General features: G+C 72.5%; 24 protein-coding genes. 20 read left to right on the forward strand and 4 right to left on the reverse strand.

What is annotated here, in order from left to right:
- Positions 1-18 precede the first annotated feature (18 nt).
- The 3 genes from ACIO5E_RS02555 to ACIO5E_RS02565 form a co-directional block, all read right to left on the reverse strand.
- Positions 19-801 (reverse strand): VOC family protein, encoded by a 783-nt coding sequence (locus ACIO5E_RS02555; protein ID WP_400662678.1) that lies wholly within the window; start codon positions 799-801, stop codon positions 19-21.
- A 146-nt stretch (positions 802-947) separates the two neighbouring features.
- Positions 948-1595 (reverse strand): TIGR03085 family metal-binding protein, encoded by a 648-nt coding sequence (locus tag ACIO5E_RS02560; RefSeq protein WP_400662681.1) that lies wholly within the window; start codon positions 1593-1595, stop codon positions 948-950.
- A gap of 30 nt (positions 1596-1625) precedes the next feature.
- Complete coding sequence (locus ACIO5E_RS02565; protein WP_400662684.1) at positions 1626-2201, reverse strand: hypothetical protein; 576 nt, start codon at positions 2199-2201, stop codon at positions 1626-1628.
- A gap of 181 nt (positions 2202-2382) precedes the next feature.
- On the opposite strand from ACIO5E_RS02565, the gene ACIO5E_RS02570 reads away from it, so the two are divergent.
- The 20 genes from ACIO5E_RS02570 to ACIO5E_RS02665 all read left to right on the forward strand — a co-directional run bounded on the left by ACIO5E_RS02570 (position 2383) and on the right by ACIO5E_RS02665 (position 23767).
- Positions 2383-2838, forward strand: coding sequence for a hypothetical protein (locus ACIO5E_RS02570; RefSeq protein ID WP_400662687.1), 456 nt, complete (start codon positions 2383-2385; stop codon positions 2836-2838).
- A gap of 53 nt (positions 2839-2891) precedes the next feature.
- Entirely contained in the window at positions 2892-3263 is a 372-nt protein-coding gene (gene hisI / locus ACIO5E_RS02575; RefSeq protein ID WP_063347172.1) for a phosphoribosyl-AMP cyclohydrolase, read from the forward strand.
- A 35-nt stretch (positions 3264-3298) separates the two neighbouring features.
- A complete protein-coding gene (locus tag ACIO5E_RS02580) occupies positions 3299-4822 on the forward strand; it encodes an anthranilate synthase component I (protein WP_400662690.1) in 1524 nt (507 codons plus the stop codon).
- Positions 4823-4859: 37 nt separating this feature from the next.
- The gene (locus ACIO5E_RS02585; protein ID WP_400662693.1) at positions 4860-5384 is read left to right on the forward strand and encodes a Uma2 family endonuclease; all 525 of its coding nucleotides are present in this window, start codon (positions 4860-4862) and stop codon (positions 5382-5384) included.
- Positions 5381-5983 carry a TIGR02234 family membrane protein gene (locus ACIO5E_RS02590; RefSeq protein ID WP_400662696.1) on the forward strand — a complete coding sequence of 201 codons (603 nt, stop codon included), beginning with the start codon at positions 5381-5383 and terminating at the stop codon, positions 5981-5983. Before ACIO5E_RS02585 ends, ACIO5E_RS02590 begins: the two co-directional genes overlap by 4 nt.
- A gap of 195 nt (positions 5984-6178) precedes the next feature.
- Positions 6179-6433 carry an HGxxPAAW family protein gene (locus ACIO5E_RS02595; protein WP_400662699.1) on the forward strand — a complete coding sequence of 85 codons (255 nt, stop codon included), beginning with the start codon at positions 6179-6181 and terminating at the stop codon, positions 6431-6433.
- An 88-nt stretch (positions 6434-6521) separates the two neighbouring features.
- On the forward strand, positions 6522-6965 hold the full coding sequence (locus ACIO5E_RS02600; RefSeq protein WP_400662702.1) for a DUF2752 domain-containing protein: 444 nt from the start codon (positions 6522-6524) through the stop codon (positions 6963-6965).
- 336 nt (positions 6966-7301) lie between these two features.
- On the forward strand, positions 7302-8108 hold the full coding sequence (trpC, locus tag ACIO5E_RS02605) for an indole-3-glycerol phosphate synthase TrpC (protein ID WP_400662705.1): 807 nt from the start codon (positions 7302-7304) through the stop codon (positions 8106-8108).
- A 9-nt stretch (positions 8109-8117) separates the two neighbouring features.
- Complete coding sequence (trpM, locus tag ACIO5E_RS02610) at positions 8118-8267, forward strand: tryptophan biosynthesis modulator TrpM (RefSeq protein WP_167745855.1); 150 nt, start codon at positions 8118-8120, stop codon at positions 8265-8267.
- A gap of 48 nt (positions 8268-8315) precedes the next feature.
- Positions 8316-9587 carry a tryptophan synthase subunit beta gene (trpB, locus tag ACIO5E_RS02615; protein WP_400662709.1) on the forward strand — a complete coding sequence of 424 codons (1272 nt, stop codon included), beginning with the start codon at positions 8316-8318 and terminating at the stop codon, positions 9585-9587.
- A 2-nt stretch (positions 9588-9589) separates the two neighbouring features.
- Positions 9590-10417, forward strand: coding sequence for a tryptophan synthase subunit alpha (gene trpA / locus ACIO5E_RS02620; RefSeq protein WP_400662712.1), 828 nt, complete (start codon positions 9590-9592; stop codon positions 10415-10417).
- 214 nt (positions 10418-10631) lie between these two features.
- Complete coding sequence (locus tag ACIO5E_RS02625) at positions 10632-10877, forward strand: hypothetical protein (RefSeq protein ID WP_400662715.1); 246 nt, start codon at positions 10632-10634, stop codon at positions 10875-10877.
- Between the two features lie 138 nt (positions 10878-11015).
- Positions 11016-11534: a MauE/DoxX family redox-associated membrane protein gene (locus ACIO5E_RS02630; protein WP_400662718.1), complete on the forward strand. Its 519-nt coding sequence runs from the start codon at positions 11016-11018 to the stop codon at positions 11532-11534.
- Positions 11535-11601: 67 nt separating this feature from the next.
- Positions 11602-12465 carry a DsbA family protein gene (locus ACIO5E_RS02635; RefSeq protein ID WP_400662721.1) on the forward strand — a complete coding sequence of 288 codons (864 nt, stop codon included), beginning with the start codon at positions 11602-11604 and terminating at the stop codon, positions 12463-12465.
- Positions 12466-12606: 141 nt separating this feature from the next.
- The gene (lgt, locus tag ACIO5E_RS02640; RefSeq protein WP_400662724.1) at positions 12607-13650 is read left to right on the forward strand and encodes a prolipoprotein diacylglyceryl transferase; all 1044 of its coding nucleotides are present in this window, start codon (positions 12607-12609) and stop codon (positions 13648-13650) included.
- Positions 13651-13805: 155 nt separating this feature from the next.
- Positions 13806-14534 carry a VIT1/CCC1 transporter family protein gene (locus ACIO5E_RS02645; RefSeq protein WP_400663425.1) on the forward strand — a complete coding sequence of 243 codons (729 nt, stop codon included), beginning with the start codon at positions 13806-13808 and terminating at the stop codon, positions 14532-14534.
- Between the two features lie 454 nt (positions 14535-14988).
- A complete protein-coding gene (gene gltB, locus ACIO5E_RS02650; protein ID WP_400663428.1) occupies positions 14989-19590 on the forward strand; it encodes a glutamate synthase large subunit in 4602 nt (1533 codons plus the stop codon).
- Positions 19583-21043, forward strand: a complete 1461-nt coding sequence (locus tag ACIO5E_RS02655; protein WP_400662727.1) for a glutamate synthase subunit beta — start codon at positions 19583-19585, stop codon at positions 21041-21043. The genes gltB and ACIO5E_RS02655 overlap by 8 nt, the downstream gene beginning before the upstream one ends.
- A 315-nt stretch (positions 21044-21358) precedes the next feature.
- On the forward strand, positions 21359-22225 hold the full coding sequence (locus ACIO5E_RS02660) for a helix-turn-helix domain-containing protein (RefSeq protein ID WP_400662730.1): 867 nt from the start codon (positions 21359-21361) through the stop codon (positions 22223-22225).
- 84 nt (positions 22226-22309) lie between these two features.
- Complete coding sequence (locus ACIO5E_RS02665; RefSeq protein ID WP_400662733.1) at positions 22310-23767, forward strand: aldehyde dehydrogenase family protein; 1458 nt, start codon at positions 22310-22312, stop codon at positions 23765-23767.
- A 136-nt stretch (positions 23768-23903) separates the two neighbouring features.
- On the opposite strand, the gene ACIO5E_RS02670 is transcribed toward ACIO5E_RS02665, so the two are convergent.
- Positions 23904-25736 carry a bifunctional metallophosphatase/5'-nucleotidase gene (locus ACIO5E_RS02670; RefSeq protein ID WP_400662736.1) on the reverse strand — a complete coding sequence of 611 codons (1833 nt, stop codon included), beginning with the start codon at positions 25734-25736 and terminating at the stop codon, positions 23904-23906.
- Positions 25737-25833: the final 97 nt, after the last annotated feature.

Genomic DNA, 25833 nt, shown 5'->3' on the forward strand with positions numbered 1-25833 from the left:
GCGGGCCCTTCCGCATCCTCAGGCCTCGCGCGGCTCGCCCTTGATCAGCGCGAACGGCGTGCCGTGCGGGTCCGCCAGCCAGGCCAGCCGGCCGACGTTGGGCACGCTCTCGGCGGGCATCAGCACCGAGCCGCCGGCCGCCGTCGCCTTCGCGATCACCGCGTCCACGTCGTCGGCGGCGAAGTACGGCGTCCAGGCGGAGGGCTGGCCCGCCTGCATCGTCGGGGCGATGCCGCCGAAGCTGGTGGCCTGCTGGTCGCCCTCGGAGGTCGAGACCACCCGGTAGGCCATGCCCGGGGCCGGCTCGAAGTTCTCCACCCGCCAGCCGAACAGCGCCTGGTAGAAGCCGAACCCGGCGGCCGGGTCCGCGGTGTGCAGCTCGGCCCAGACCAGGGCACCGTCCTCCGACACCACGTCCAGGCCGGTGGTCCTACCGGCCTGCCAGACCGCGAACCGGGCGCCCTGCGGGTCGGCGAACTGGGCGAACCACCCCTCGCCCATGACGTCCATCGGCGGGACCAGGACCGAGCCGCCGGCCTGCTCGGCGGCCTCCGCGGTGGCGGTCACGTCGGCCGTGCGGAAGTACGTCGTCCAGGTGGGCTGGTCGCCCTCGTCGAGGGGGCCGACGGCGCCGACCGTCCTGCCGTTCAGCTGGAAGAAGCCGTAGCCGCCCGCCTCCGGGCCGGCGGACTGGAACGTCCAGCCGAACACCTTGCCGTAGAAGTCGGCGGTGGCGGGGATGTCCGGGCTGCCGAGGTCGATCCAGCAGGGCGCGCCGGCGGGAAAGTCGGTGGTGAGCATGAGGTGGTGCCCCTTCGACGGAGAGTGACCGGGACGGTTCCGTCGGGCGCGCACGCGCACCCTCCCCGACCCTCTGCGAGTCTGCACCCGACCACTGACATCCGCAGCCGGGGCAGGGGTGGGGAGACGCGTGGGGGCCGGCCGCCCTACTGCTGCGGTGGCAGGGGCAGGACGTGGCGCAGGGCCTCGAGGGCGTCCGGGGGGCCGTCGACGGTGAGGGTGGTGCGGGTGCCGCGGCCGTAGGTGAAGAGGAGCAGCTCGCCTGGTTCGCCGGTGAGCTGGACGGTGGGGGAGCCGGCGGGGCCGATGGTCAGGGACTGGCCGTCGGGGCGGCGCAGGACCAGGCGGACGGGGGAGCGGCGGCCGGCTTCCAGGCGGGCCAGCAGCGGCAGTCGGCGCCACAGGGCTTCGGCGCGGCCGGCGGGCACCGGGGAGGGCGTCCAGCCGTCGGCGGCCCGCAGGACGTCCTCGGCGTGCACGTAGTACTCGACGGTGTTCGCGGCCTCGTCCGCGCCGGGCAGGGCGAACAGCGAGAACAGCGGCGGGCCGGACCGGAAGAGCTTCAGCAGTTCCTCGTACGGGCGCTCGGCGTACGCCGACTGCACCCGGTGGGTCCAGTCGGCGAGGGCACCGACCCGGATGCCGGCCGCCGCGTCGGCGCGGCGCTCGCGGATCACCAGGTGGGCGGCGAGGTCCCGGGTGGTCCACCCGGCGCAGAGAGTGGGGGCGTCCGGCCCGGCGGCGGCCAGGAGTTCGGCGAGACGGTGGCGCTCGGCGAGGGCGTGGTTCGACATGACGCCACCTTAGGACGTGGCGAACCTCGGTCAGCGCAGGTCGCCCGTGAGCTTGGGGCCGCCCTGCTTGTTGCTCGCCGTCAGGGTGCAGGTGTAGTCCCGCCAGCCCTGCTGGTAGTTGGCCAGCGCGGGGCCGAACTGGCGTCCGTAGTACGTCTTCCCGTCGTTCTGGCGGGCCTTGGCGGTGGCCTCGGCCTCCTTGCAGCCCTCACGCATCGCGAGCGAGATGGGGATCTCGCCGGTCAGGCCGTCGGCCAGTTTCAGGTCGGCGATCACCTGGCCGTCGTGCCCGCCGGTGCAGGGGCGCTCCTCGGCCTTGGTGATCGTCGGGCTGAGCTGCGGGTGGTCGAAGCAGGCGCCGACCGGGAAGAAGGCGTACGGCGGGGCCTTGGTCGGGGTGGGCGTCGGTGTGGGGGTGGGCGTCGGGGTCGGGGTGGCCGTGGGGGTGGGCGGGGGCGGTGCGGCCGTGGGCTTCCGGTCCTCCGGCCAGAGCAGGACCGTGGCCACCACGGCGAGCAGCACGGCGAGTACCGCCGCGACGGTGAGGACCAGGCCCCGGGACGGGCGGGAGTCGGCGGCTGCGGGCGGCTGCTGCGCGGAGGTCATGGCCACGAGGATGGCCCACGCGGGGCCCGCCCGGCAGGCGGTTGGCCGAAATCGTCCCGTTGCCGCGCTGTCCGGGACGGGTCGGCCAGCGCTTGTCCGACAATTCGCGCCGCGCGCGACGGGAATTGTCGGACAAGCGCTAGGCTCCCCGGCGGCACGGCACGAATCCCGGGAGTTGGGAATGCGCGTCGGAATCACCGGTCACCAGGGCCTGTCGGGCGGCATCACCGAGATGCTGGTCCGCGGGGAGATCTGGCGGCTGGTCACCACCTTCGGACCGTACGAGCTGGTCGGCGTCGGCTGCGCCGGGGAGGGGCCGGAGAGCTGGTTCGCCCGGTCCGTCCTGGAGCACGGCGGCAAACTGGAGATCGTCGTCCCCGCGAGCGGCATCGGGAGCGTGAGCGCGGCCCGGCTGCGGTTGCTGGGCGAGGCCCGCGCCGTCCACCGGCTGGCCGCCGTCGAGCGCGGCGGCCTCGGCGACGACACCGGACGGGCCCTGGTCGGCATGGTCGACGAGCTGATCGCGGTCTGGGACGGCGAGCCGGGCAGCGAGCCCGCCCGGGTCGCCGCACTGGCCCTGGCGGCCGGGCTGTTCGTCCACCGGATCTGGCCGCCCGGCTGCGCGCGCACCGACTGACCACCCCCGGCCAGGTCGCGAGGGGCTGCGGACCGGACTGCAACAATGGCCCCATGTCCACCACACCCGCCACCCCCGGCACCACCGCCCTGGCCCCCGAGATCGCCGCCCGCCTCAAGCGCACCGAGGACGGCCTGCTCCCGGCCATCGCGCAGCAGTACGACACCGGCGAGGTGCTGATGCTCGGCTGGATGGACGACGAGGCGCTGCACCGCACGCTCACCACCGGCCGCTGCACCTACTGGAGCCGCAGCCGCCGCGAGTACTGGGTGAAGGGCGACACCTCCGGCCACGCCCAGGCGGTCAAGTCGGTGGCGCTGGACTGCGACGGCGACACCCTGCTGGTGAAGGTCGACCAGACCGGTGCCGCCTGCCACACCGGCGACCGCACCTGCTTCGACGCCGACGTGCTCCCGCTCGCCTGACCCTCCCACCCGAACTCCAGAAGGTGCCGCTCGCCATGGATCTCGAAACCTTCCGCAAGCTCGCCGTCGACACCCGGGTCATCCCGGTCACCCGCAGGCTCCTCGCGGACGGTCTCACCCCGATCGGCCTCTACCGCAGCCTCGCCGAGGAGCGGCCCGGCACCTTCCTGCTGGAGTCCGCCGAGCAGGGCCGCAGCTGGTCGCGCTACTCCTTCGTCGGCGTCCGCAGCGCCGCCGTCCTCACCGCCGGCCCGGACGGCGCCGCCCGCTGGCTCGGCACCCCGCCGGTCGGCATCCCCACCACCGGGGACCCGCTGCAGGTGCTGCGCGCCGCGCTGGAGGCGCTGCACACCCCGCGCCGCACCGACGACGGACTGCCGCCGCTGACCGGCGGTCTGGTCGGCTACCTGGGCTACGACGTCGTCCGCCGACTGGAGAAGCTGCCCGACCTCAACCCGGACGACCTCCGGCTCCCCGAGCTCACCATGCTGCTCGCCACCGACCTCGCCGTGCTCGACCACGTCGACGGCACCGTGCTGCTGATCGCCAACGCCGTCAACCACAACGACCTGGCCAGCGGCGCGGACGAGGCCTACGCGGACGCGGTGGCCCGGCTGGACGCCATGGAGGCCGGCCTGCTCAAGCCGGTCGACCCGGGCCTGGCCACCTTCACCCCGGCCGGCCCGGGCGAGGTCCGCTCCCCGTTCGGCGGCGCGCCGTACCGGGCCGCGGTGGAGGACATCAAGGAGCGGATCCGGGCCGGCGAGGCCTTCCAGGTCGTTCCCTCGCAGCGCTTCGAGGCCCCCTGCCCGGCCTCCGCGCTGGACGTCTACCGCGTCCTGCGCACCACCAACCCCAGCCCGTACATGTACCTGTTCCGCTTCCCCGGGCCGGACGGCACCGCCGAGGGCGGCTTCGACGTGGTCGGTTCCAGCCCGGAGGCGCTGGTCAAGGTCACCGGCGGCGAGGCGATGCTGCACCCGATCGCCGGCACCCGGCACCGCGGCGCCACCCCGCACGAGGACGCGGCGCTGGCGGCCGAGCTGCTCGCCGACCCCAAGGAGCGGGCCGAGCACCTGATGCTGGTCGACCTCGGCCGCAACGACCTCGGCCGGGTCTGCGAGCCGGGCAGCGTGGAGGTGGTCGACTTCATGCACATCGAGCGCTACAGCCACGTGATGCACATCGTCTCCACCGTCACCGGCCGGGTGGCGCCCGGGCGGACCGCCTTCGACGTGCTGACCGCCTGCTTCCCGGCCGGCACGCTGTCCGGCGCGCCCAAGCCCCGCGCGATGCGGATCATCGAGGAGCTGGAGCCCACCCGCCGCGGCCTGTACGGCGGCTGCGTGGGCTACCTGGACTTCGCCGGGGACTCCGACACCGCGATCGCGATCCGCACCGCCGTGCTGCGCGACGGCACCGCCTACGTACAGGCCGGCGCGGGCGTGGTCGCCGACTCCGACCCGCACGGGGAGGACACCGAGTGCCGTAACAAGGCGGCCGCCGTGCTGCGCGCCGTCGCCACCGCCAATACGCTGCGGACGCCGGAACTGTCGTAACCGGAACATGCCGGAACGTGCCGGTACATGCCGGTACGTGTCGGAACGGAAGGCGGCCGGGATGCCGGGGATGCCGCAGGACGGGCCGCGGCGGGAGACCGTGCTGGACGCCGCCGCCCAGATCAGGGACCAACTGGCGGGCCACGGCCGGGTGCTGTCCGGCGTCGTGGTCGTCACCCCGGCCGCGCCCGGCGGCCTCGCCCCCGACCTGGCGGTGACCGCGCCGGGGGTGGAGCCCGACGGCCGGGGCCGGTACGCGGGGAGTGGTGTCGAGGCGGTCCTGGAGGTGGCCCGGCCGCACCTCGCCGAGACGGCGCGGGCGTACGCGCTCAGCGGGATCCCGCTGTACGTGGTGGTCGACCCGGCGGCGGCGGTCTGCCTCGTGCACACCGCGCCGTCCGCCGACGGGGCGTACCGGGAGGCGGAACGGGTGCCGTTCGGCAACGACCTGTTCCTGCCGCTCGGCGAGCGGACGCTGGTGCTGCGGACGGACGAGTTCCCGGCCGGGCCGCCCACCCCGGGTGCGGGGCCGGACGCCGGTCGGGGGATAGTGGACGGGTGAGCGCACCTGACCAGACCCCCGTACCCGCCCCGTCGGCCCCCGCGGCGGGCCGCCGGACGCTCGGCGTGATGCTCCTGCTGACCGTGCTGAGCGCCGTCCTGGTGCTGACCGCCGTGGGCCGGGTCTGGGCCGAGGGCCGGGCCGGCACCCTGGCGGTGTCCGTCACCGGCGGCAAGATCTCCGAAGTGCCGGGCGGGCTGGCCCTGGTGGGGCTCGCGGCGGCCGTCGCGGTGTTCGCGGTGCGCGGCGCCGGCCGGCTCGCGGTCGGCGCGCTGACCCTGCTGGCGGGCCTCGGCGCGGCCGTCGCCTCGGCCGCGGGCGCCGGGGACACCGCCGCGCTGGACGACGAGGCGGCCCGCAAGCTGGCGCTGTCCGGGTCGGCGGCCACCGAGGTCGGCCACACCGGCTGGCCCTGGGTGGCGCTGGCCGGCGGGCTGCTGCTGGCCGTCGCCGGGCTGCTCACCCTCCGCTACGGCCGGGGCTGGCCGGCCATGGGCAGCCGCTACGAGGCGCCCACCCGCAAGGCCCCCGCGACGACCGGGACCCCGGCCGACCTGTGGAAGGCGCTGGACCGGGGCGAGGACCCGACCGCGCTCTGAGCCGGCTCCGGGGACGGGGGCCGGGCGGGTCGTGGCGACCGGCCGCGTGCGACGCGACGGACCCGCCACGTGTGACGCGATAGACGGGGCACCCGCTTTGGGAGGCGGGTGTGTGGCCCGGCACAATGGAACCCGTCAACCCGCCGGCGGCCCCGCAGGCCCGGCCGGGCCCCGAGAGGCTAGGAGCATCAGCAGATGTCAGCAGCAGCACACGGTCACAACCCCGCCGCCTGGACCGGTGTGACCATCACCTTCATCGGTTTCGGGATCGCGGGGGTCGCGATGATCCTTCCGTCGGTGCTGCTGGTCTGGGCAGGCCTGGCGGTCGTCCTGGCCGGCGGTGTGATCGGCAAGGCCATGTCGATGGCGGGCATGGGCAAGCAGCCGAGCACCAACGTGTACACCTCGGTCGAGGAGCAGGCCGAGGCCCGCGTCGCCGTCACCGCCTGACGACGGACTCCTCCGGACCGCGAAACGGCGGGCGCGCCGCGCCCGCCGTTTCGGTCTGTCCGGGGCTCCGCGCGGGCAGAATCGGGGCGTGAACGCCGCCCCCACCGCCCCCGCCCTGCCGCCCGTACTGCGCCGGCTGGGCCCGCCGCTGGCCGCACTGGCAGCGGCGGCCGTCCCCACCGCCTACCTCGCCGTGGTGGACCCGAACGTCCCCGGGCACTACCCCGACTGCCCCTTCCTGGCCGCCACCGGCTGGTGGTGCCCCGGCTGCGGGGGGCTGCGCTGCGTCCACGCGCTGACCCACGGGGACCTGACCGGCGCGCTGCACGACAACGCCGCGGCCGTCCTGCTGTTCGCCGTGCTGGCGCTGTTCTGGCTGCGCTGGGGCTGGGCCGCGCTGCTCGGCGGCGGGCCGCGGCCCAGGCCTGCGCTCGGGGCCCGGCGCTGGGTGCTGATCGCCCTGCTGGTCCTGGTGTTCACGGTGGTGCGCAACCTGCCGGTCGGGGCGGGACTGGCGCCCCTGCTGGTTTGATCCCGAGCCCTTGCGGGTAGCGGCCCGCGCACCGGTCCACACCGCAGTCCGTACATCGGTCCACTTGCCCCGCACACGGGCTCGGCGTCCGCCGGAGAACCGGTGAAACCGCAGCTGGGAGCCGCCTCGGGGGGCGTCCGGCACGCGAGACGCCCACCGGGCGGATGCGCCCCGCGCCCCCGGGTGCCGATACCATCGAAGAGCCGCCGGGCCACTGCCCGGACGGCTCGTCGCCGGCGAACGAGCAGAGATGTTGGGGGCACTTCGCGTGAGCGAGCGAACCATTGACAGGTGCGTGTTGCGCGCAGCGCCTGCTGAGCGAAGCGAGGTGTGCGCATGAGTGTGCTCGACACGATCATCGACGGGGTCCGGGAGGACCTCGCCGAACGGCAGGCCCGGGTCACCCTGGACGAGCTCAAGGAGCGCGCCGCCAAGGCCCGCGAGGCCAAGGACGGTGTCGCCGCCCTCAAGGGCGACGGGGTCCGGGTGATCTGCGAGGTGAAGCGCTCCAGCCCGTCCAAGGGCGCGCTGGCCTCGATCGCCGATCCGGCCGCCCTGGCGAGCGACTACGCGGCCGGCGGTGCCGCCGCGATCAGCGTGCTGACCGAGCAGCGCCGCTTCGGCGGATCGCTCGCCGACCTGGACGCCGTCCGCGCGGCGGTGGACACCCCGCTGCTGCGCAAGGACTTCATCGTCACCGCCTACCAGCTGTGGGAGGCCCGCGCGCACGGCGCCGACCTCGCGCTGCTGATCGTCGCCGCCCTCGACCAGTCGGCCCTGGTGTCGCTGATCGAGCGCGCCGAGTCGATCGGCCTCACCCCGCTGGTCGAGGTGCACGACGAGGAGGAGATCAAGCGCGCGGTGGACGCCGGGGCGCGGATCATCGGCGTCAACGCCCGCAACCTCAAGACCCTTGAGGTGGACCGCAACACCTTCGGCAACGTCGTCCACGCCATCCCGGACGGCATCGTCAAGGTCGCCGAGTCCGGCGTGCGCGGCCCGCTGGACGTGATCTCCTACGCCAACCTCGGTGCCGACGCCGTCCTGGTCGGCGAGTCCCTGGTGACCGGCAAGGACCCGCGCGCCGCGGTCGCCGACCTGGTCGCGGCCGGGGCCCACCCCGCCGTCCGGCACAAGGACTGACCCGCCGACATGAAGATCGCCACCCGCCTCGCCCCCGGTTGCCGCCCGCGCGGCTGCCGCGCGCCCGCCCGCCGGGTGCTGGGGCGGCGGGTGCGGTACGTGATCGGCTGCGAGCCCGGGCAGGTACCGGGCCGCCGATGGCGGCGCACGTCCGGCTGATCCCGGCCACGAGACGTCACTGTCGTCATCTCCCCTAAGGACTCCACCATGTCCGACAAGTCCGCGAAGGACTATCTCCCCGGTGCCCAGGTGCCGGACGCCCGCGGCTACTTCGGCGCGTACGGCGGCCGCTTCATCCCCGAGGCACTGGTCGCCGCCGTCGAGCAGGTCGCCGAGGAGTACGAGAAGGCCAAGGCCGACCCGGCCTTCACCGCCGAGCTCGACGCGCTGCTCAAGGACTACACCGGCCGCCCGAGCCCGCTGACCGACGTGCACCGCTTCTCCGCCGAGGCGGGCGGCGCGCGCGTCCTGCTCAAGCGCGAGGACCTCAACCACACCGGCTCGCACAAGATCAACAACGTGCTGGGCCAGGCCCTGCTCACCCGGCGGATGGGCAAGACCCGGATCATCGCCGAGACCGGCGCCGGTCAGCACGGCGTGGCCACCGCCACCGCCTGTGCCCTGTTCGGCTTCGACTGCACCATCTACATGGGCGAGGTCGACACCCAGCGCCAGGCGCTGAACGTCGCCCGGATGCGGATGCTCGGCGCCGAGGTGGTGTCCGTGAAGTCCGGCAGCCGCACCCTCAAGGACGCCATCAACGAGGCGTTCCGCGACTGGGTCGCCAACGTGGACTCCACCCACTACCTGTTCGGCACCGTGGCCGGCCCGCACCCCTTCCCGATGATGGTCCGCGACTTCCACCGGGTGATCGGCGTCGAGGCCCGCCAGCAGGTGCTCGACCGCACCGGGCGGCTGCCCGACGCCGTCGTCGCCTGCGTCGGCGGCGGCTCCAACGCGATGGGCATCTTCCACGAGTTCATCCCGGACGCCGGCGTGCGCCTGATCGGCTGCGAGGCCGCCGGCGAGGGCGCCGACACCCCCAAGCACGCCGCCACCCTCACCAAGGGCGACCCCGGCGTGCTGCACGGCTCGCGCACCTACGTCCTGCAGGACGAGGACGGCCAGACCATCGAGTCGCACTCCATCTCGGCCGGCCTCGACTACCCGGGCGTCGGCCCGGAGCACGCCTGGCTGAAGGACACCGGCCGGGCCGAGTACCGCCCCGTCACCGACGACGCCGCCATGCAGGCGCTGCGGCTGCTGTCCCGCACCGAGGGCATCATCCCGGCCATCGAGAGCGCCCACGCGCTGGCCGGCGCCCTGGAGCTGGGCCGCGAACTCGGGCCCGAGGCCACCATCCTGGTCTCGCTCTCCGGGCGCGGCGACAAGGACATGCACACCGCGGCCGAGTACTTCGGCCTGTACGACGAGCCGGCCGGCGGTTCGGCCCACGACGCGGCCCACGGGGGTAAGTGACCATGGCGAACAAGCCCGATGAGGCCAGCAAGCTCAGCGGCATCCTGGCGGCCGCCAAGGCCGAGAACCGCGCCGCGCTGATCGGCTACCTGCCGGGCGGCTTCCCGACCGTCGACGGCGGCATCCGCGCGATCAACGCGCTGATCGAGGGCGGCTGCGACGTCGTCGAGGTCGGCCTGCCGCACTCCGACCCGGTGCTGGACGGCGCCGTCATCCAGACCGCCGACGACATCGCGCTGCGCGGCGGCGTGCGGATCAAGGACGTGCTGCGCACCGTCCAGGAGGTCGCCACCGCGCACCCCGAGGCGGCGGTGCTGGTGATGACGTACTGGAACCCGGTCGACCGCTACGGCACCGCGCGCTTCGCCGCCGACCTCGCCGCCGCGGGCGGCGCCGGCTGCATCCTGCCGGACCTGCCGGTGGAGGAGTCCGAGGAGTGGCGCAAGGCGGCGGACGAGCACGGGCTGGACACCGTGTTCGTGGTCGCCCCCAGCAGCAAGGACCCGCGGCTGGCCGAGGTCACCGCCGCCGGCAGCGGCTTCGTCTACGCGGCCGCCGTGATGGGTGTGACCGGCACCCGCAACCAGGTCGGCTCGCTCGCCGAGGACCTGGTCGCCCGTACCCGGGCCACCACCGACCTGCCGGTCTGCGTCGGCCTCGGGGTCTCCACCGCCGAGCAGGCCGCCGAGGTGGCGGGCTTCGCGGACGGCGTGATCGTGGGCTCCGCGTTCGTGAAGCGGATCCTGGAGGCCGGCGACGACGAGGCGGCCGCGCTGGACGCGGTGCGCGCCCTCGCCGGTGACCTGGCGGCGGGCGTCCGCCGGCGCTGACGACCCGTACCACCTGACGGCCCGTCGCCCCCTGGGGGTGGCGGGCCGTTCGCCTTGTCCGCGCCCGACGACGCCGGGCGCGGGTGTGTCGCGGCCCCGAACGGGTGAACAGCAGCGGGGACACGCATCAGGCGGGGTTGACGGGCGTTGAGTGGAGGGACGAGTGCACGAACGACGTGTACGGGGGTTGCCGAGCGAGCGAAGGGGTGAGCCGGTGCCGGGTCTCCATCGGGCCGTTCTGCTGCGGGCGGCCGCCGCCGCACTGGCGCTCGGCGCCTCCGTCGGGGCACACACCGAGGTGGGGCAGGCGCTGGCCAAGCGCGGCGCCGAGCGGGCCGAGCGGGACGCGTACGCCTGCGCCGAGGCGGCCCGCTGGGACGCCGTCGTGCGGGCCGCCCGCTCGCACCGCGAAGGGCGGGCCGACCTGTTCGAACCGGGGCGCCCGCCCGGCTGCCGCTGACGAACGGGCGTTCGCCGAATGGGGACACATCCTCATCAGGCGTCACCCATCCGGCGTAATTCCTGAATATGGAGGAACCGTCCTTCATCCCTTACGGTTCATCAGGAAGTGAACGAGTTTCCCGAGGGGGGTTCCCTGATGGCCGGCCCGGCAGTGCAGCCCGGTGACCCGGTGCCCACGCCGTCGGCTCGGCGGCCGGTGCCGGCCTGGAGCCAGTGGCTGGGCACCGCCGTCCGGCTCGGCCTCGCGGTGGTCTGGGGCTGGGCCGGCCTGGCGAAGATCGCCGACCCGGCGGAGGCCGCCCAGGCCGTCCGCGCCTACGAGATCCTGCCCGAGGGCCTGGTCAAGCCGATCGGCTACGCCCTGCCCTTCCTGGAGCTGGCGCTCGCCCTGCTGCTGGTGATCGGCCTCGGGGTCCGGCTCGTCGCCGGGGTCTCCGCGCTGCTGCTGCTCACCTTCATCGCCGGGATCGCCTCCGCCTGGGCGCGCGGCATCACGATCGACTGCGGCTGCTTCGGCGGCGGCGGGCACGTCGACGCCTCGCAGACCGAGTACCTGCAGGAGATCCTGCGCGACACCGGGTTCCTGCTGCTGGCCGGGTGGCTGCTGTGGCGGCCCCGCACCAGGTTCTCGGTGGACGGCTGGCTGGCGAGCTGACCGGCCGGCCCCGTCGTACCCCCACCCCACCCCACGAAGGCCCTCCCCGATTGTGGATGTCAAGGCAATGAGCGAGAAGAACCGAGAAGGCAAGCGCACCGCCCGCGAGCGGATGCTGGAGCAGCGGGCGGCCGACGAGGCCTCGTCCCGGCGCAGGAAGAAGCTGCTCGTGGGCGGCGCGGTGCTCGTGGTGATCGCCGCCGCCGTGGTCACCGGTGTCGTGGTGCAGAACGAGCGCTCCAAGCCGGAGACGCCGGTCGCCGCCCCGGCCGGGACGATCGGCGACAAGAACCTGGTCATCCCGACCGGCTCGGCCAACTCCCCGGCCGTCCTCACCGTCTACGAGGACCCGCGCTGCCCGGCCTGCGGCATCTTCGAGCGGGAGTTCTCCTCGACCATCGACCAGCTCGAGGACGCCGGCAAGATCTACACCAACTACCACATCGTGTCGTTCATCGACCGGGCCGTCCCGGGCAAGGGCTCCAAGATCGGTGCCAACGCGCTGGCCTGCGCCCAGGACGCCGGGCACTTCCGGGACTTCCACGACGTGCTGTACCGCAACCAGCCGGAGGAGACCAACGACGCCTTCGGCAACAAGGCCGTCCTGCTCAACCTCGCCAAGCAGGTCAACGGCCTCGACACGCCCGCCTTCGCGTCCTGCGTCAACGACAACAAGTACGGCGGATGGGTGTCTTCGGTGCAGCAGGACTTCGACAAGTCCAGCTACAAGTCCACCCCGACGGTGCTGCTCAACGGCCAGCCGATCTACCCCAAGAACGGCAGCGAGGAGATCACCCCGGCCAACCTGGTGAAGTGGGTCGACGCCGCCAACCAGGGCAAGCAGCTGGGCACCACGGGCTCCAACGGGCAGACCCCGGCGCCCACCAGCACCGCCTCGGAGGCCAACAACCCGTCGCCGACGGCCGGCTGAGCCGCGTACGCTGCCGGGTGACCGCCGCCGCCCCCTCCCCGTCCGGAGGGGGTGGCGGCGCTATCCGGGACCCGCTGTTCGGTTTCTGTGACCCCAGGCGTGCCCGACAGGGCCCGCCGACCCTGTAGCGTCGGAACCGCCATGGATATCGCCTACATTCCCAGCCCGTCGCGGGGCGTCCTGTACCTCGGACCGATCCCGCTGCGCGCCTACGCCTTCTGCATCATCCTCGGTGTCGTCGTGGCCGTCTGGCTCGGCAGCAAGCGCTGGGTCGCCCGGGGTGGTGCCAAGCACACGGTCGGCGACATCGCCGTCTGGGCCGTGCCCTTCGGCCTGGTCGGCGGTCGGCTGTACCACGTGATCACCGACCATCAGCTGTACTTCGGGGACGGCAAGAACCCCTGGAACGCCCTCAAGATCTGGGAGGGCGGCCTCGGCATCTGGGGCGCGATCGCGCTCGGCGCGGTCGGTGCCTGGATCGGCGCCCGCCGCCGGGGCGTGCCGCTGCCCGCCTACGCCGACGCCATCGCGCCGGGCATCGCGCTCGCGCAGGCGATGGGCCGTTGGGGCAACTACTTCAACCAGGAGCTGTACGGCCGGCCGACGACGCTGCCGTGGGGCCTGGAGATCGACAAGACGCTGCCGAGCGGCGAGGTCGTCACGGGCGTGTACCACCCGACCTTCCTGTACGAGTCGCTGTGGTGCGTCGGGGTCGCGCTGCTGGTGATCTGGGCGGACCGCCGCTTCAAGCTGGGGCACGGCCGGGCCTTCGCGCTGTACGTGGCCGCGTACACGGTGGGCCGGGCCTGGACCGAGTGGCTGCGGATCGACGAGGCGCACCACTTCCTGGGCGTCCGGCTGAACGACTGGACGGCCGGGGTGGTGTTCCTGGCCGCCGTGGCCTACCTGGTGATCGTCGGTCGGAGGCGGCCCGGCCGGGAGGACCCGGCGAGCATCGACCCGGCCGCGCACGTCGAGCAGGCGTCCGGCGACGGGTCCGCGGAGGCTCCGGCGGACGGGAAAGCTCCGGTGGACGGCAAGGCCACGGCGGACGAGAAGGTCCGGGTGGACGAGAAGGACTCGAAGAGCGGGAAGTCGTCTCAGCCCGCGGACGAAAAGGTGGACGCCCCGGCCGCCGCCGGAGCCGCCAAGACGACCGGCGAGGACACCAAGAACCTGACCTGACCTGGGAGTTCCCTCCGTTCCGGCCGCCCCCGCGATGCTCGCGGAGGGCGGCCGCCGCGCTGTTCGGACAGCCTTACTTTGCTGGAAATGCCCAGGTCAGACGGTCTACGTTCGAGGAAAGACGAATCGAACGGAGCGGAACTGCCGTGAGCGCGATCACCTTGGAGCCCGAGGCCGGACACCACCCCCGCATACCCGCCGCGGGGCACCACCGGGACGTGAACGGCGGCTGGCTGCGGCCCGCCGTGTTCGGGGCGATGGACGGCCTGGTCTCCAACTTCGCGCTGATGACCGGCGTGGTCGGCGGCTCGGCGTCCAGCGCCACGGTGGTGCTGACCGGGCTCGCCGGGCTGGTGGCCGGGGCCTGCTCGATGGCGGCGGGGGAGTACACCTCGGTGGCCTCGCAGGCCGAACTGGTGCAGGCCGAGATCGAGGCCGAGCGGCTGGAACTGAGCCGCAACCCGCACGGCGAGCTGGCCGAACTGGCGCAGCTGTACATCTCCCGCGGGGTGGAGCCGGGGCTCGCCCACGAGGTGGCCCGGCAGCTGTCGGCCAACCCGGACCAGGCCCTGGAGATCCACGCCCGGGAGGAGCTGGGCATCGACCCCAACGACCTGCCGTCGCCGTGGGTGGCCGCCGGGTCCTCCTTCGTCTGCTTCGCGGTGGGCGCGCTGCTGCCGCTGCTGCCGTACCTGCTGGGGGCGACCTCGCTGCTGCCGGCGCTGCTGCTGTCGATGGCGGGGCTGTTCCTGTGCGGCGCGGTGGTGGCCCGGGTGACGGCGCGCAGCTGGTGGTTCAGCGGGCTGCGGCAGCTGGTGCTGGGCGGGGCGGCGGCCGGGGTGACCTACCTGCTGGGGTGGCTGATCGGCGGGCACGTCGGCTAAGACCGACCGGCGCAGGCGGGCCTTCGGCCGGGCGTGCGTGACGACCCGGGGGGCTGCATGACTATGCCGGGCAGTGGGTGACGTTCCACACACGGGTGTCGCGTACCGCCTGGCCTAGTCTCAGCATTCGAGCCTCGGAGCCGACGATTCGCATCTGCGGGCGGGCCCCCGGGATCGATTCGCAGGCGCCCTTGATCGTCCCGTGTGGCGGCCGGGTTTCGCCCCTGTTTCGGGCGGTCGACCGCCGGGCACAATCGTAGGACGTGCACTGTGGCACGCCCCCCTCACCAGCCCCCTGACCTGCGGATCCGTCCGCCATGTGGACGAGATATTCCACTTCCCGGGATCTTGGGCATCATGTAACTTGCACGAAATCGCATCAGGGCCAACGTCGTCCCTCCTTGCACCACACCGCCGAATGACGACGACGGGAGAGCCGATGCTGTCTGCATCCATGCACTCCGCCAACGAGCCCCAGGCCGGCGCCGCCCGCCAGCCGTACGCGCTCGTTCCGGATGCGCGACCTACCGCTCAGGGCCTGTACGACCCGCGAAACGAGCACGACGCCTGCGGCGTCGGTTTCGTCGCCACGCTGACCGGCATCGCCGACCACACCATCGTCGAGCAGGCGCTCACCGTCCTGCGCAACCTGGAGCACCGCGGCGCCACCGGCGCCGAGCCCGACTCCGGCGACGGCGCCGGCATCCTCACCCAGGTCCCGGACGCCTTCCTGCGCGGCAAGGTCGACTTCGAGCTCCCCGCCGCCGGCTCGTACGCGGTCGGCATCGCCTTCCTCCCCGACGAGGACGCCGCGGACGCCGCCGCCGTCGCCCGGATCGAGGCCATCGCGGCCGAGGAGGACCTGACCGTCCTCGGCTGGCGCGACGTCCCGGTCACCCCGGACCTGCTCGGCGCCACCGCCCGCAGCGTGATGCCCCGCTTCCGCCAGCTCTTCCTGGCCAAGGAGGGCGTGGCCGGCATCGGGCTCGACCGGATCGCCTTCGTCGTCCGCAAGCGCTCCGAGCGCGAGGTCGGGGTCTACTTCCCGTCGCTGTCCGCGCGCACCATCGTCTACAAGGGCATGCTGACCACCGGCCAGCTGGAGCCCTTCTTCCCCGACCTGTCGGACCGCTCCTACACCTCCGCCGTCGGCCTGGTGCACTCGCGCTTCTCCACCAACACCTTCCCGAGCTGGCCGCTCGCCCACCCGTACCGCTTCGTCGCCCACAACGGCGAGATCAACACGGTCAAGGGCAACCGCAACTGGATGAGCGCCCGCGAGTCCCAGCTCGCCACCGACCTGATCCCGGCCAACCGGAACGGGCAGGGCCTGAGCCGGATCTTCCCGGTCTGCACCCCGGACCACTCCGACTCCGCCTCCTTCGACGAGGTCCTGGAGCTGCTCCACCTCGGCGGCCGCTCGCTGCCGCACTCGGTGCTGATGATGATCCCGGAGGCGTGGGAGAACCACGCCACCATGGACCCGGCCCGCCGCGCCTTCTACCAGTACCACTCCAACCTGATGGAGCCCTGGGACGGCCCGGCCTGCGTCACCTTCACCGACGGCACCCAGATCGGCGCCGTGCTCGACCGCAACGGCCTGCGCCCCGCCCGCTACTGGATCACCGAGGACGGCCTGGTCGTCCTCTCCTCCGAGGTCGGCGTGCTCGACATCGAGCAGGAGAAGGTCGCCAGGAAGGGCCGCCTGCAGCCCGGCCGGATGTTCCTCGTCGACACCGCCGAGGGCCGCATCGTCGAGGACGAGGAGATCAAGTCCGCCCTCGCCGCCGAGCACCCCTACGCGGAGTGGGTCGCCGCCGGGCAGATCCAGCTCGCCAAGCTCCCCGAGCGCGAGCACATCGCCCACACCCACGCCTCCGTCACCCGCCGACAGCAGACCTTCGGCTACACCGAGGAGGAGCTGCGGGTCATCCTGGCGCCGATGGCCAGGACCGGCGGCGAGGCGCTCGGCTCGATGGGCACCGACTCGCCGATCGCCGCGCTCAGCGAGAAGCCGCGCCTGCTGTTCGACTACTTCGTCCAGCTCTTCGCGCAGGTCACCAACCCGCCGCTGGACGCCATCCGCGAGGAGCTCGTCACCTCGCTGCTCAGCAACCTCGGCCCCGAGGGCAACCTGTTGGCCGCCGAGGCCGCCTCCTGCCGCACGGTCGGCATCACCTTCCCGGTGATCGACAACGACGAGCTGGCCAAGCTCGTCCACATCAACGCCGACGGCGACCAGCCCGGCCTCAAGGCCGTCACGCTCTCCGGCCTCTACCGGGTCGCCGCCGGCGGCGAGGGCCTGGCCGCCCGCCTGGCCGAGATCGCCGCCGAGGCCGACGCCGCGATCGCCGACGGCGCCCGGATCATCGTGCTCTCCGACCGGCACTCCGACGCCGAGCACGCCCCGATCCCCTCGCTGCTGCTCACCTCCGCGATCCACCACCACCTCATCCGCACCAAGCAGCGCACCCAGGTGTCGCTGCTGGTCGAGGCCGGTGACGTCCGCGAGGTGCACCACGTCGCGCTGCTGGTCGGCTACGGCGCCGGCGCGGTCAACCCGTACCTGGCCATGGAGTCCGTCGAGGACCTAGTCGCCCAGAACGTGTTCATCCAGGGCGTCGAGCCCGAGAAGGCCATCAAGAACCTGATCAAGGCGCTCGGCAAGGGCGTGCTCAAGGTCATGTCCAAGATGGGCATCTCCACCGTCGCCTCCTACCGCGGCGCCCAGGTCTTCGAGGCCATCGGCCTCTCCCAGGACCTGGTCGACGGCTACTTCGCCGGCACCACCACCAAGCTCGGCGGCATCGGCCTGGAGGAGATCGCCAAGGAGACCGCCGCCCGCCACGCCAAGGCCTACCCGGCCTCCGGCATCCCGGCCGCGCACCGCGCCCTGGAGATCGGCGGCGAGTACCAGTGGCGCCGCGAGGGCGAGCCGCACCTGTTCGACCCGGACACCGTCTTCCGGCTCCAGCACTCCACCCGCAACCGCCGGTACGACGTCTTCAAGCAGTACACGGACCGGGTGAACGAGCAGTCCACCCGCCTGATGACGCTGCGCGGCCTGTTCCAGCTGGACGCCCTCGGCCGGACCCCGATCCCGGTCGAGGAGGTCGAGCCGGTCTCCGAGATCGTCAAGCGCTTCTCCACCGGCGCCATGTCGTACGGCTCCATCTCGATGGAGGCGCACGAGACCCTCGCCATCGCCATGAACCGCCTCGGCGGGAAGTCCAACACCGGCGAGGGCGGCGAGGACCCGGAGCGCCTGTACGACCCGGAGCGCCGCTCGGCGATCAAGCAGGTCGCCTCCGGCCGGTTCGGCGTCACCTCCGAGTACCTGGTCAACGCCGACGACATCCAGATCAAGATGGCCCAGGGCGCCAAGCCCGGCGAGGGCGGCCAGCTGCCCGGCCACAAGGTGTACCCGTGGGTCGCCAAGACCCGGCACTCCACCCCGGGTGTCGGCCTGATCTCGCCGCCGCCGCACCACGACATCTACTCGATCGAGGACCTGGCGCAGCTCATCCACGACCTCAAGAACGCCAACCCGGCCGCCCGTATCCACGTGAAGCTGGTGTCCGAGGTCGGCGTCGGTACGGTCGCCGCGGGCGTCTCCAAGGCGCACGCGGACGTGGTGCTGGTCTCCGGGCACGACGGCGGCACCGGCGCCTCCCCGCTGACCTCGCTCAAGCACGCGGGCGGCCCCTGGGAGCTCGGCCTCGCCGAGACCCAGCAGACCCTGCTGCTCAACGGCCTGCGCGACCGCATCGTGGTGCAGACCGACGGCCAGCTCAAGACCGGCCGCGACGTCGTCATCGCCGCACTGCTCGGCGCCGAGGAGTTCGGCTTCGCCACCGCGCCGCTGGTCGTCTCCGGCTGCATCATGATGCGCGTCTGCCACCTGGACACCTGCCCGGTTGGCGTCGCCACCCAGAACCCGGTGCTGCGCGAGCGCTTCTCCGGCAAGCCCGAGTTCGTGGTCAACTTCTTCGAGTTCATCGCCGAGGAGGTTCGCGAGCTCCTGGCCGAGCTCGGCTTCCGCTCGATCGAGGAGGCCGTCGGCCACGCCGAGCACATCGACGCCCAGGCCGCCATCGACCACTGGAAGGCCGCCGGGCTCGACCTGGCCCCGCTCTTCCACGTGCCGTCGCTGCCCGAGGGCGCGGCCCGCCACCGCACCACCGCCCAGGACCACGCGCTCGACAAGGCCCTGGATAACCAGCTGATCGCGCTCGCCGAGGACGCCCTGGAGCGCGGCGAGACCGTCCGCATCCAGCTGCCGATCCGCAACGTCAACCGCACGGTCGGCACCATGCTCGGCCACGAGGTGACCAGGCGCTACCGCGGCGAGGGCCTGCCCGAGGGCACCATCGACGTCACCTTCACCGGCTCCGCCGGGCAGTCCTTCGGCGCCTTCGTGCCGCGCGGCGTGACCCTGCGGCTGGAGGGCGACGCCAACGACTACGTCGGCAAGGGGCTCTCCGGCGGCGTCGTCATCGTCCGCCCGGCCCGCGAGGCCGCGGCCATCGGCAACGACGCGCAGAACCACGTCATCGCCGGCAACACCATCGGCTACGGCGCCACCTCCGGCCGGATCCACCTGCGCGGCAAGGCCGGCGAGCGCTTCGCCGTCCGCAACTCCGGCGCCACCCTGGTCGTCGAGGGCGTGGGCGACCACGGCCTGGAGTACATGACCGGCGGCCGGGTCGTCGTCCTCGGCGAGACCGGGCGCAACCTGGCGGCCGGCATGTCCGGCGGCATCGCCTACGTCCTGGACCTGCGCCCCGCGAACGTCAACGACGGCATGGTGGGCATCGAGGCCCCGACCGCCGCCGACCGCGACTGGCTGCGCGAGACCGTGCAGCAGCACTACGAGGAGACCGGCTCCACCGTCGCCGCCGAACTCCTGGCCGACTGGGGCGGCGGGGTCTCCCGCTTCTCCAAGATCATGCCGACCGACTACAAGGCTGTGCTCGCCGCCAAGGACGCCGCTGAGCGCGATGGCCTCTCCGAGGCCGAGACCACTCGCAAGATGATGGAGGCGGCACGTGGCTGACCCCAAGGGCTTCCTGACCACCGGCAAGCAGCTGGCCGAGCGCCGGCCCGTGGACGTGCGTCTGCGGGACTGGAACGAGGTCTACGTCGAGCGCAGCCTCCTGCCGATCATCACCAAGCAGGCCGGCCGCTGCATGGACTGCGGCATCCCGTTCTGCCACAACGGCTGCCCGCTCGGGAACCTCATCCCGGAGTGGAACGACCTCGCCTACCGGGACGACTGGACCGGCGCGATCGAGCGGCTGCACGCGACCAACAACTTCCCGGAGTTCACCGGCCGCCTCTGCCCGGCGCCCTGCGAGTCCGCCTGCGTGCTCGGCATCAACCAGGACGCGGTGACCATCAAGAACGTCGAGGTCACCATCATCGACAAGGCCTGGGACCGCGGCGGCGTCACGCCGCAGGTCCCGGAGCGGCTGTCCGGCAAGACCGTCGCCGTCGTCGGCTCCGGCCCGGCCGGCCTGGCCGTCGCCCAGCAGCTCACCCGGGCCGGCCACACCGTGGTCGTGTACGAGCGCGCCGACCGCATCGGCGGCCTGCTGCGCTACGGCATCCCCGAGTTCAAGATGGAGAAGCGCCACATCAACCGCCGCATCGAGCAGATGCGCGCGGAGGGCACCCGGTTCCGCACCGGCGTCCACGTCGGCGAGGACATCACCGGCCAGCAGCTGCGCGAGCGCTTCGACGCCGTCGTGGTCGCCGCCGGCGCCACCACCGCCCGCGACCTGCCGGTGCCCGGCCGCGAGCTCAAGGGCGTCCACCAGGCCATGGAGTACCTGCCGCTGGCCAACAAGGTGCAGGAGGGCGACTTCGTCGAGTCGCCGATCAGCGCCAAGGGCAAGCACGTCGTCGTCATCGGCGGCGGCGACACCGGCGCCGACTGCGTCGGCACCGCCCACCGCCAGGGCGCGGCCTCGGTCACCCAGCTGGAGATCATGCCGCGGCCCTCCGAGGAGCGCCCCGGCCACCAGCCCTGGCCGACCATGCCGATGACCTACAAGGTCACCTCCGCGCACGAGGAGGGCGGCGAGCGGATCTACTCCGTCAACACCACCCGCTTCGCCGGCGACGAGGAGGGCAACGTCCAGGAGCTGCACCTCGTCGAGGTCGAGTTCAAGGACGGCCGGTTCGAGCCCGTCCCCGGCACCGAGCGGGCCATCCCGGCGCAGCTGGTCACCCTGGCCATGGGCTTCACCGGCACCGACGTCCGCAACGGCCTCGTCGAGCAGCTCGGCGTCGACCTGGACGCGCGCGGTAACATTGGCCGCGACGGCCGGTTCGCCACCAATGTCGATGGCGTCTACGTCTGCGGTGACGCAGGCCGTGGCCAGTCGCTGATCGTCTGGGCCATCGCGGAAGGCCGCTCGGCCGCCGCCGCGGTGGACACGTACCTCGGCGGCAAGACCCCGCTGCCGGCCCCGATCCGTCCCACCGACCGCCCGCTGGTCGTCTGACGGAACGACCGGCCCCCCGAACGCCCGGCACCGCATAGCCGGGAGCTCAACCCGCTGCCCCCGCCAGCGTCGCCGGGCCAACGCGGTCTCCTGGCGCCTGCCCTCTTCCCCGACCAGTTGGAGGGCGGGCGCCGTCGCGTTCCTTTTGTCAAGAGTTGCCCCAACTCTCAGACATTTCCCAGGACTTGGGTCTACCGTAAACGCGGTCCGGGCGTCGTTCGGGAAGCCGCTTCCGGACGGGCTGTTGCTCGTCGGTGCCAGGTGGCAGACTGCCGCCGACGGCCGGGGGGCTGCGCGAGTGCGGAGGTTGACGCGATGAGCACGACTCAGGCAGGCGGAGGCGCCACGGTACGGCGCCTGCTGCTCGGCACCCAGCTGCGCAAGCTCCGCGAGGCCAGGGGCGTCAGTCGCGAGGAGGCCGGCTACTCGATCCGCGCCTCCGAGTCCAAGATCAGCCGGATGGAGCTCGGCCGGGTCGGCTTCAAGGAGCGCGACGTCGCCGACCTGCTCACCCTCTACGGCGTGGAGGCCGAGCAGGAGCGCGCCACCGTCCTCGGGCTGGTCCGGGACGCCAACGCCACCTCCTGGTGGCACGAGTACGGCGACGTGCTGCCCGCCTGGTTCCAGAACTACGTCGGCCTGGAAGAGGCCGTCGCCGAGATCCGCAGCTACGAGGTCCAGTTCGTCCACGGGCTGCTCCAGACCGCCGACTACGCCCGCGCCGTCATCGCCGCCGGGGGCCACGCCACCGACCCCCGCGAGATCGAGCGCCGGGTCGAGGTCCGGCTCAAACGTCAGGCCGTACTCACCGCCGAGCACGGCCCCCGCCTGCTCGCCGTCCTCGACGAGGCCGCGCTGCGCCGGCCCTGGGGCGGCCCCGAGCTCATGCGCAACCAGATCGACCGGCTGCTGGAGCTCGGCGAGCTGCCCAACGTCCGGCTCCAGGTGCTGCCGCTGGGCTGCGCCGGGCTGAGCGCCGAGAGCGGCGCCTTCACCGTGCTCGGCTTCGCCGAACCCGAGCTCGCCGACGTCGTCTACGTGGAGCAGTTCACCACCGCGCTCTACCTGGACAAGCCGGTCGAGGTCGCCGAGTACCGCCAGGCGATGGAGGGCCTGCTCGCCGACAGCCTCGATCCGGAGCAGACGCGCCGCCTCCTGTACTCCGTACGCCAAGAGCTGTAATACGTCAGTACGATGATGCCCAATCAGGTCGGGCCGTGGCGGCTCGCCCGTCGGGACGCCCCGATCCGGCACGAGAGGGTTCAGATGTCGTACTTCTCCGAGTTGGCGCTGCAGTACATCGACGGCGAATGGTGCAGCGGCAGCGGCTCCTGGGACATCGTCGATGTCGATCCGTACACCGGCGACAAGCTCGCCACCATCACCGTGGCCACCGTCGCCGAGGTCGACCGGGCCTACCGGGCCGCCGAACGGACGCAGAAGCAGTGGGCCGCCACCAACCCCTACACCCGCCGGCTCGTCTTCGAACGCGCGCTGCGGCTGGTCGAGGAGCGCGAGGCGGAGATCACCCGCGCCATCATGGCCGAACTCGGCGGCACCGCGCTCAAGGCCGGCTTCGAACTCTCCCTGGTCAAGGACATGCTGCGGGACTGCCTGCACCTGTCGGTCAGCCCGGAGGGCCGGCTGCTGCCCTCGACCGCGGACGGCAAGGAGAACCGCCTCTACCGGCTGCCGGTCGGCGTCGTCGGCGTGATCAGCCCGTTCAACTTCCCGCTGTACCTCTCGATCAAGGCCGTCGCCCCCGCCCTGGCGCTCGGCAACGGCGTGGTGCTCAAGCCGCACCAGGAGACCCCGGTGGTCGGCGGCACCCTGATCGCCAAGCTCTTCGAGGACGCCGGCCTGCCGGCCGGGCTGTTCAACGTCGTGGTCACCGACATCGCGGAGATCGGCGACGCGTTCATCGAGCACCCGGCGCCCAAGGTGATCTCCTTCACCGGCTCCGACCAGATCGGCCGGCACGTCGCCACCGTCGCCGCCGCCAACTTCAAGCGGACCGTGCTCGAACTCGGCGGCAACAGCGCGCTGATCGTGCTGGACGACGCCGACGTCGACTACGCCGTGGACGCCGCCGTGTTCAGCCGCTTCGCCCACCAGGGCCAGGTCTGCATGGCCGCCAACCGGGTCCTGGTCGACCGCGCGGTCGAGGCCGAGTTCACCGCGAAGTTCGTCGCGAAGATCGCCTCGCTCACCGTCGGCGACCCCAAGGACCCGGCCACCCAGATCGGCCCGCTGATCAACACCGTCCAGGCCGACGCCATCACCGCCCAGGTCGACCAGGCCGTCGCGGCCGGTGCCACCGCGCTGCTGCGCGGGTCCACGACCGGCAGTCTGATGGACCCGGTCGTCCTCACCGGCCTGGCCGAGGACGCGCCGATCCTCAAGCGCGAACTCTTCGGGCCGGTCGTGCTCGTGGTGCCCTTCGACGGCGAGGACGAGGCCGTCCGGATCGCCAACGACAGCCCCTTCGGGCTCAGCGGCGCGGTGCACACCGCGGACGTGGAGCGCGGCGTGCGGGTCGCGCACCGGATCGAGACCGGCATGATCCACGTCAACGGCGGGACCATCGCCGACGAGCCGGGGGTGCCGTTCGGCGGGGAGAAGAACTCCGGGATCGGGCGGCTCAACGGGGAGTCCACGGTGGACGCGTTCACCACGGTGAAGTGGATCTCCGTCCAGCACGGGCGGACGGTCTTCCCGTTCTGAGGCGGCACGTTCTGCGGCGGCACGTTCCGGCGTTGCGCCCAGGCGGCGCAGGCGCCCGGCGGTAACCGCCGGGCGCCTGCCCGAACTCGCAGTGCGACGTCAGCTGACGCGGTTCAGTCGAGTGCGACCGCCAGGGCTAGAAGACCGGCTGGCCGGCGCGGACCAGGCGCCAGGAGTCGGTGAAGAAGTCGGCCGGGTCGATGACGCCCTTGGCCTTCACCCAGGCGATCATCGTGTTGCGGATCTCGTCGGAGTTCGACCAGACCAGCTTGGCCTGCGCCACGTGCGGGAAGTTGCCGCCGCCGTTGGCACGGTAGTTGTTGACCGCCAGGACGAACTGCGCGGCCGGGTCGATCGGCTTGCCCGCGAAGGACAGGTTGAGGATCCGCTGGCCCTTCGGCTGCGCGATGTCGATGTCGTAGCTCAGGCCGTACACCGAGTCGTAGTTGTAGTCCGGCGTGGTCTCCGCGCCGGTCAGCGCGTCCTTGTCGACCGGCGCGCCCGGGGCGAGCTGGTTGTAGTACTTGGCCGAGAACTCCAGGTAGTCCTTCAGCTGCGCGCCCGTCAGGACCCGGGCCTCCAGGGTGTTCTCGTAGATGTACAGGCCCGCCGCGTCGCGCAGCTTCACCTGGCCCGCCGGGATCAGCGCGGTGCGGTTGAACGGCGCCGCCTGCGCCAGCACCGGCAGGTTGGCGTACTGCCCGCCCGCCAGCGCCGTCTTCACGGCGTCCGCCTGCACCCGGCCGATCAGGTCGATGATCGGGGTCGCCTTGAAGCGCGACTCGGCGATCGACAGCTCCGTCTTGCAGGTGCCGATCAGCTGGTTGACGTACGCCACGACCTTCTTGTGCTGCTCGGTGAGCGCGTCCACGATCTCCGGGTTCTCCGGCACCGTGTTGGAGTTCAGCACCCGCGAGGAGACCGAGAGGACCTTCCAGGCGCCGTCGGCGAACTCGACCTCGAAGTCGAAGCAGCTCAGGCGCTGGCCCCAGCACAGCGGCTCGGAGAGCACCACGGTCTTGCCGGTCTGCTTGTTGACGATCAGCCGCTGCGGCACCTCCTTGTGGGTGTGGCCCACCAGCACCGCGTCGATGCCCGGCACCTTCTCCGCCATCTCGCCGGAGGCGTCCTCGGGCCAGGGCAGCTGGTCGCCGTAGGTGGTCGGCTCGTCGATGCCGGAGTGCGCCGACACCACGATGACGTCCGCGCCGGCCGCCTTCATCCGCGGCACGTACTTCGCCGCCGTCTCGACGATGCCCGGGAAGACCATCTGGCCGGAGACGTTGGCCTTGTCCCAGATCGCGATGCCCGGGTTGGTGAGGCCGAGGATGCCGACCTTCAGCGGCCGGCCCTCGCCCAGCCGCAGCTCCTTGATCACGTACGGCTTGAAGGCGGGCTTCTCGTTCTTCGCGTGCAGCGCGTTGGCGCCCAGCAGCGGGAACTCCAGCTGGTCCTCGAAGGCCTTCACGGTGGGGATGCCGTAGTTGAACTCGTGGTTGCCGAGCGCGGCGGCGTCGTAGCCCATGAGGTTCATGGCGACGGCCATCGGGTGGTCGGGCACGGTGTCGGCGTCGGTGGCGATCGGCTCGATCCGGGCGTAGTAGTAGGTCAGCTGGGTGCCCTGGATGATGTCGCCGGAATCGATCAGCAGGCAGCGGTCCCAGCCCTTGTCCTCGCGGACCTGGTTGGCCAGGGTGGAGATCTTGGCGAGGCCGACGTCGTTGTGCGCCTTGTCGGCGTAGACGGCGTCGGTGAAGTAGTCCCAGTTGAGCACCCGGCCGTGCAGGTCGGTGGTGCCCATGACGGTGAAGGCCTGCTTGTGGCTCTTGCGCTTGCCCTTGGCGGCCGCGGTGTCCGGCTCGGCGGCCGCGGCGGCGGGGGCGGTGGAGACGACTGCTCCGCCGGTCAGGGCGGCGCCGGCGGCGGTGGCGGCGGACCGGGTGACGAAGTCACGGCGGTTCAGGGGCATGGACGACTCTCCCGGATGGGGACTGACGGGCCGATGGTCCGTCAACTGGTGTTCGGTGGCGCGCGTGGACGTGTCGACGCGCGTAGAAGGACGCGCG

Source organism: Kitasatospora sp. NPDC087314 (genome assembly GCF_044744365.1).
GTDB lineage: Bacteria > Actinomycetota > Actinomycetes > Streptomycetales > Streptomycetaceae > Kitasatospora.

Coding starts and splice junctions, on each gene's coding strand:
- ACIO5E_RS02555 (WP_400662678.1), bottom strand. CDS start 801: ATGCTCACCACCGACTTTCCCGCCGGCGCGCCCTGCTGGATCGACCTC.
- ACIO5E_RS02560 (WP_400662681.1), bottom strand. CDS start 1,595: ATGTCGAACCACGCCCTCGCCGAGCGCCACCGTCTCGCCGAACTCCTG.
- ACIO5E_RS02565 (WP_400662684.1), bottom strand. CDS start 2,201: ATGACCTCCGCGCAGCAGCCGCCCGCAGCCGCCGACTCCCGCCCGTCC.
- ACIO5E_RS02570 (WP_400662687.1), top strand. CDS start 2,383: ATGCGCGTCGGAATCACCGGTCACCAGGGCCTGTCGGGCGGCATCACC.
- hisI (WP_063347172.1), top strand. CDS start 2,892: ATGTCCACCACACCCGCCACCCCCGGCACCACCGCCCTGGCCCCCGAG.
- ACIO5E_RS02580 (WP_400662690.1), top strand. CDS start 3,299: ATGGATCTCGAAACCTTCCGCAAGCTCGCCGTCGACACCCGGGTCATC.
- ACIO5E_RS02595 (WP_400662699.1), top strand. CDS start 6,179: ATGTCAGCAGCAGCACACGGTCACAACCCCGCCGCCTGGACCGGTGTG.
- trpC (WP_400662705.1), top strand. CDS start 7,302: ATGAGTGTGCTCGACACGATCATCGACGGGGTCCGGGAGGACCTCGCC.
- trpM (WP_167745855.1), top strand. CDS start 8,118: ATGAAGATCGCCACCCGCCTCGCCCCCGGTTGCCGCCCGCGCGGCTGC.
- trpB (WP_400662709.1), top strand. CDS start 8,316: ATGTCCGACAAGTCCGCGAAGGACTATCTCCCCGGTGCCCAGGTGCCG.
- trpA (WP_400662712.1), top strand. CDS start 9,590: ATGGCGAACAAGCCCGATGAGGCCAGCAAGCTCAGCGGCATCCTGGCG.
- ACIO5E_RS02630 (WP_400662718.1), top strand. CDS start 11,016: ATGGCCGGCCCGGCAGTGCAGCCCGGTGACCCGGTGCCCACGCCGTCG.
- ACIO5E_RS02635 (WP_400662721.1), top strand. CDS start 11,602: ATGAGCGAGAAGAACCGAGAAGGCAAGCGCACCGCCCGCGAGCGGATG.
- lgt (WP_400662724.1), top strand. CDS start 12,607: ATGGATATCGCCTACATTCCCAGCCCGTCGCGGGGCGTCCTGTACCTC.
- gltB (WP_400663428.1), top strand. CDS start 14,989: ATGCACTCCGCCAACGAGCCCCAGGCCGGCGCCGCCCGCCAGCCGTAC.
- ACIO5E_RS02660 (WP_400662730.1), top strand. CDS start 21,359: ATGAGCACGACTCAGGCAGGCGGAGGCGCCACGGTACGGCGCCTGCTG.
- ACIO5E_RS02665 (WP_400662733.1), top strand. CDS start 22,310: ATGTCGTACTTCTCCGAGTTGGCGCTGCAGTACATCGACGGCGAATGG.
- ACIO5E_RS02670 (WP_400662736.1), bottom strand. CDS start 25,736: ATGCCCCTGAACCGCCGTGACTTCGTCACCCGGTCCGCCGCCACCGCC.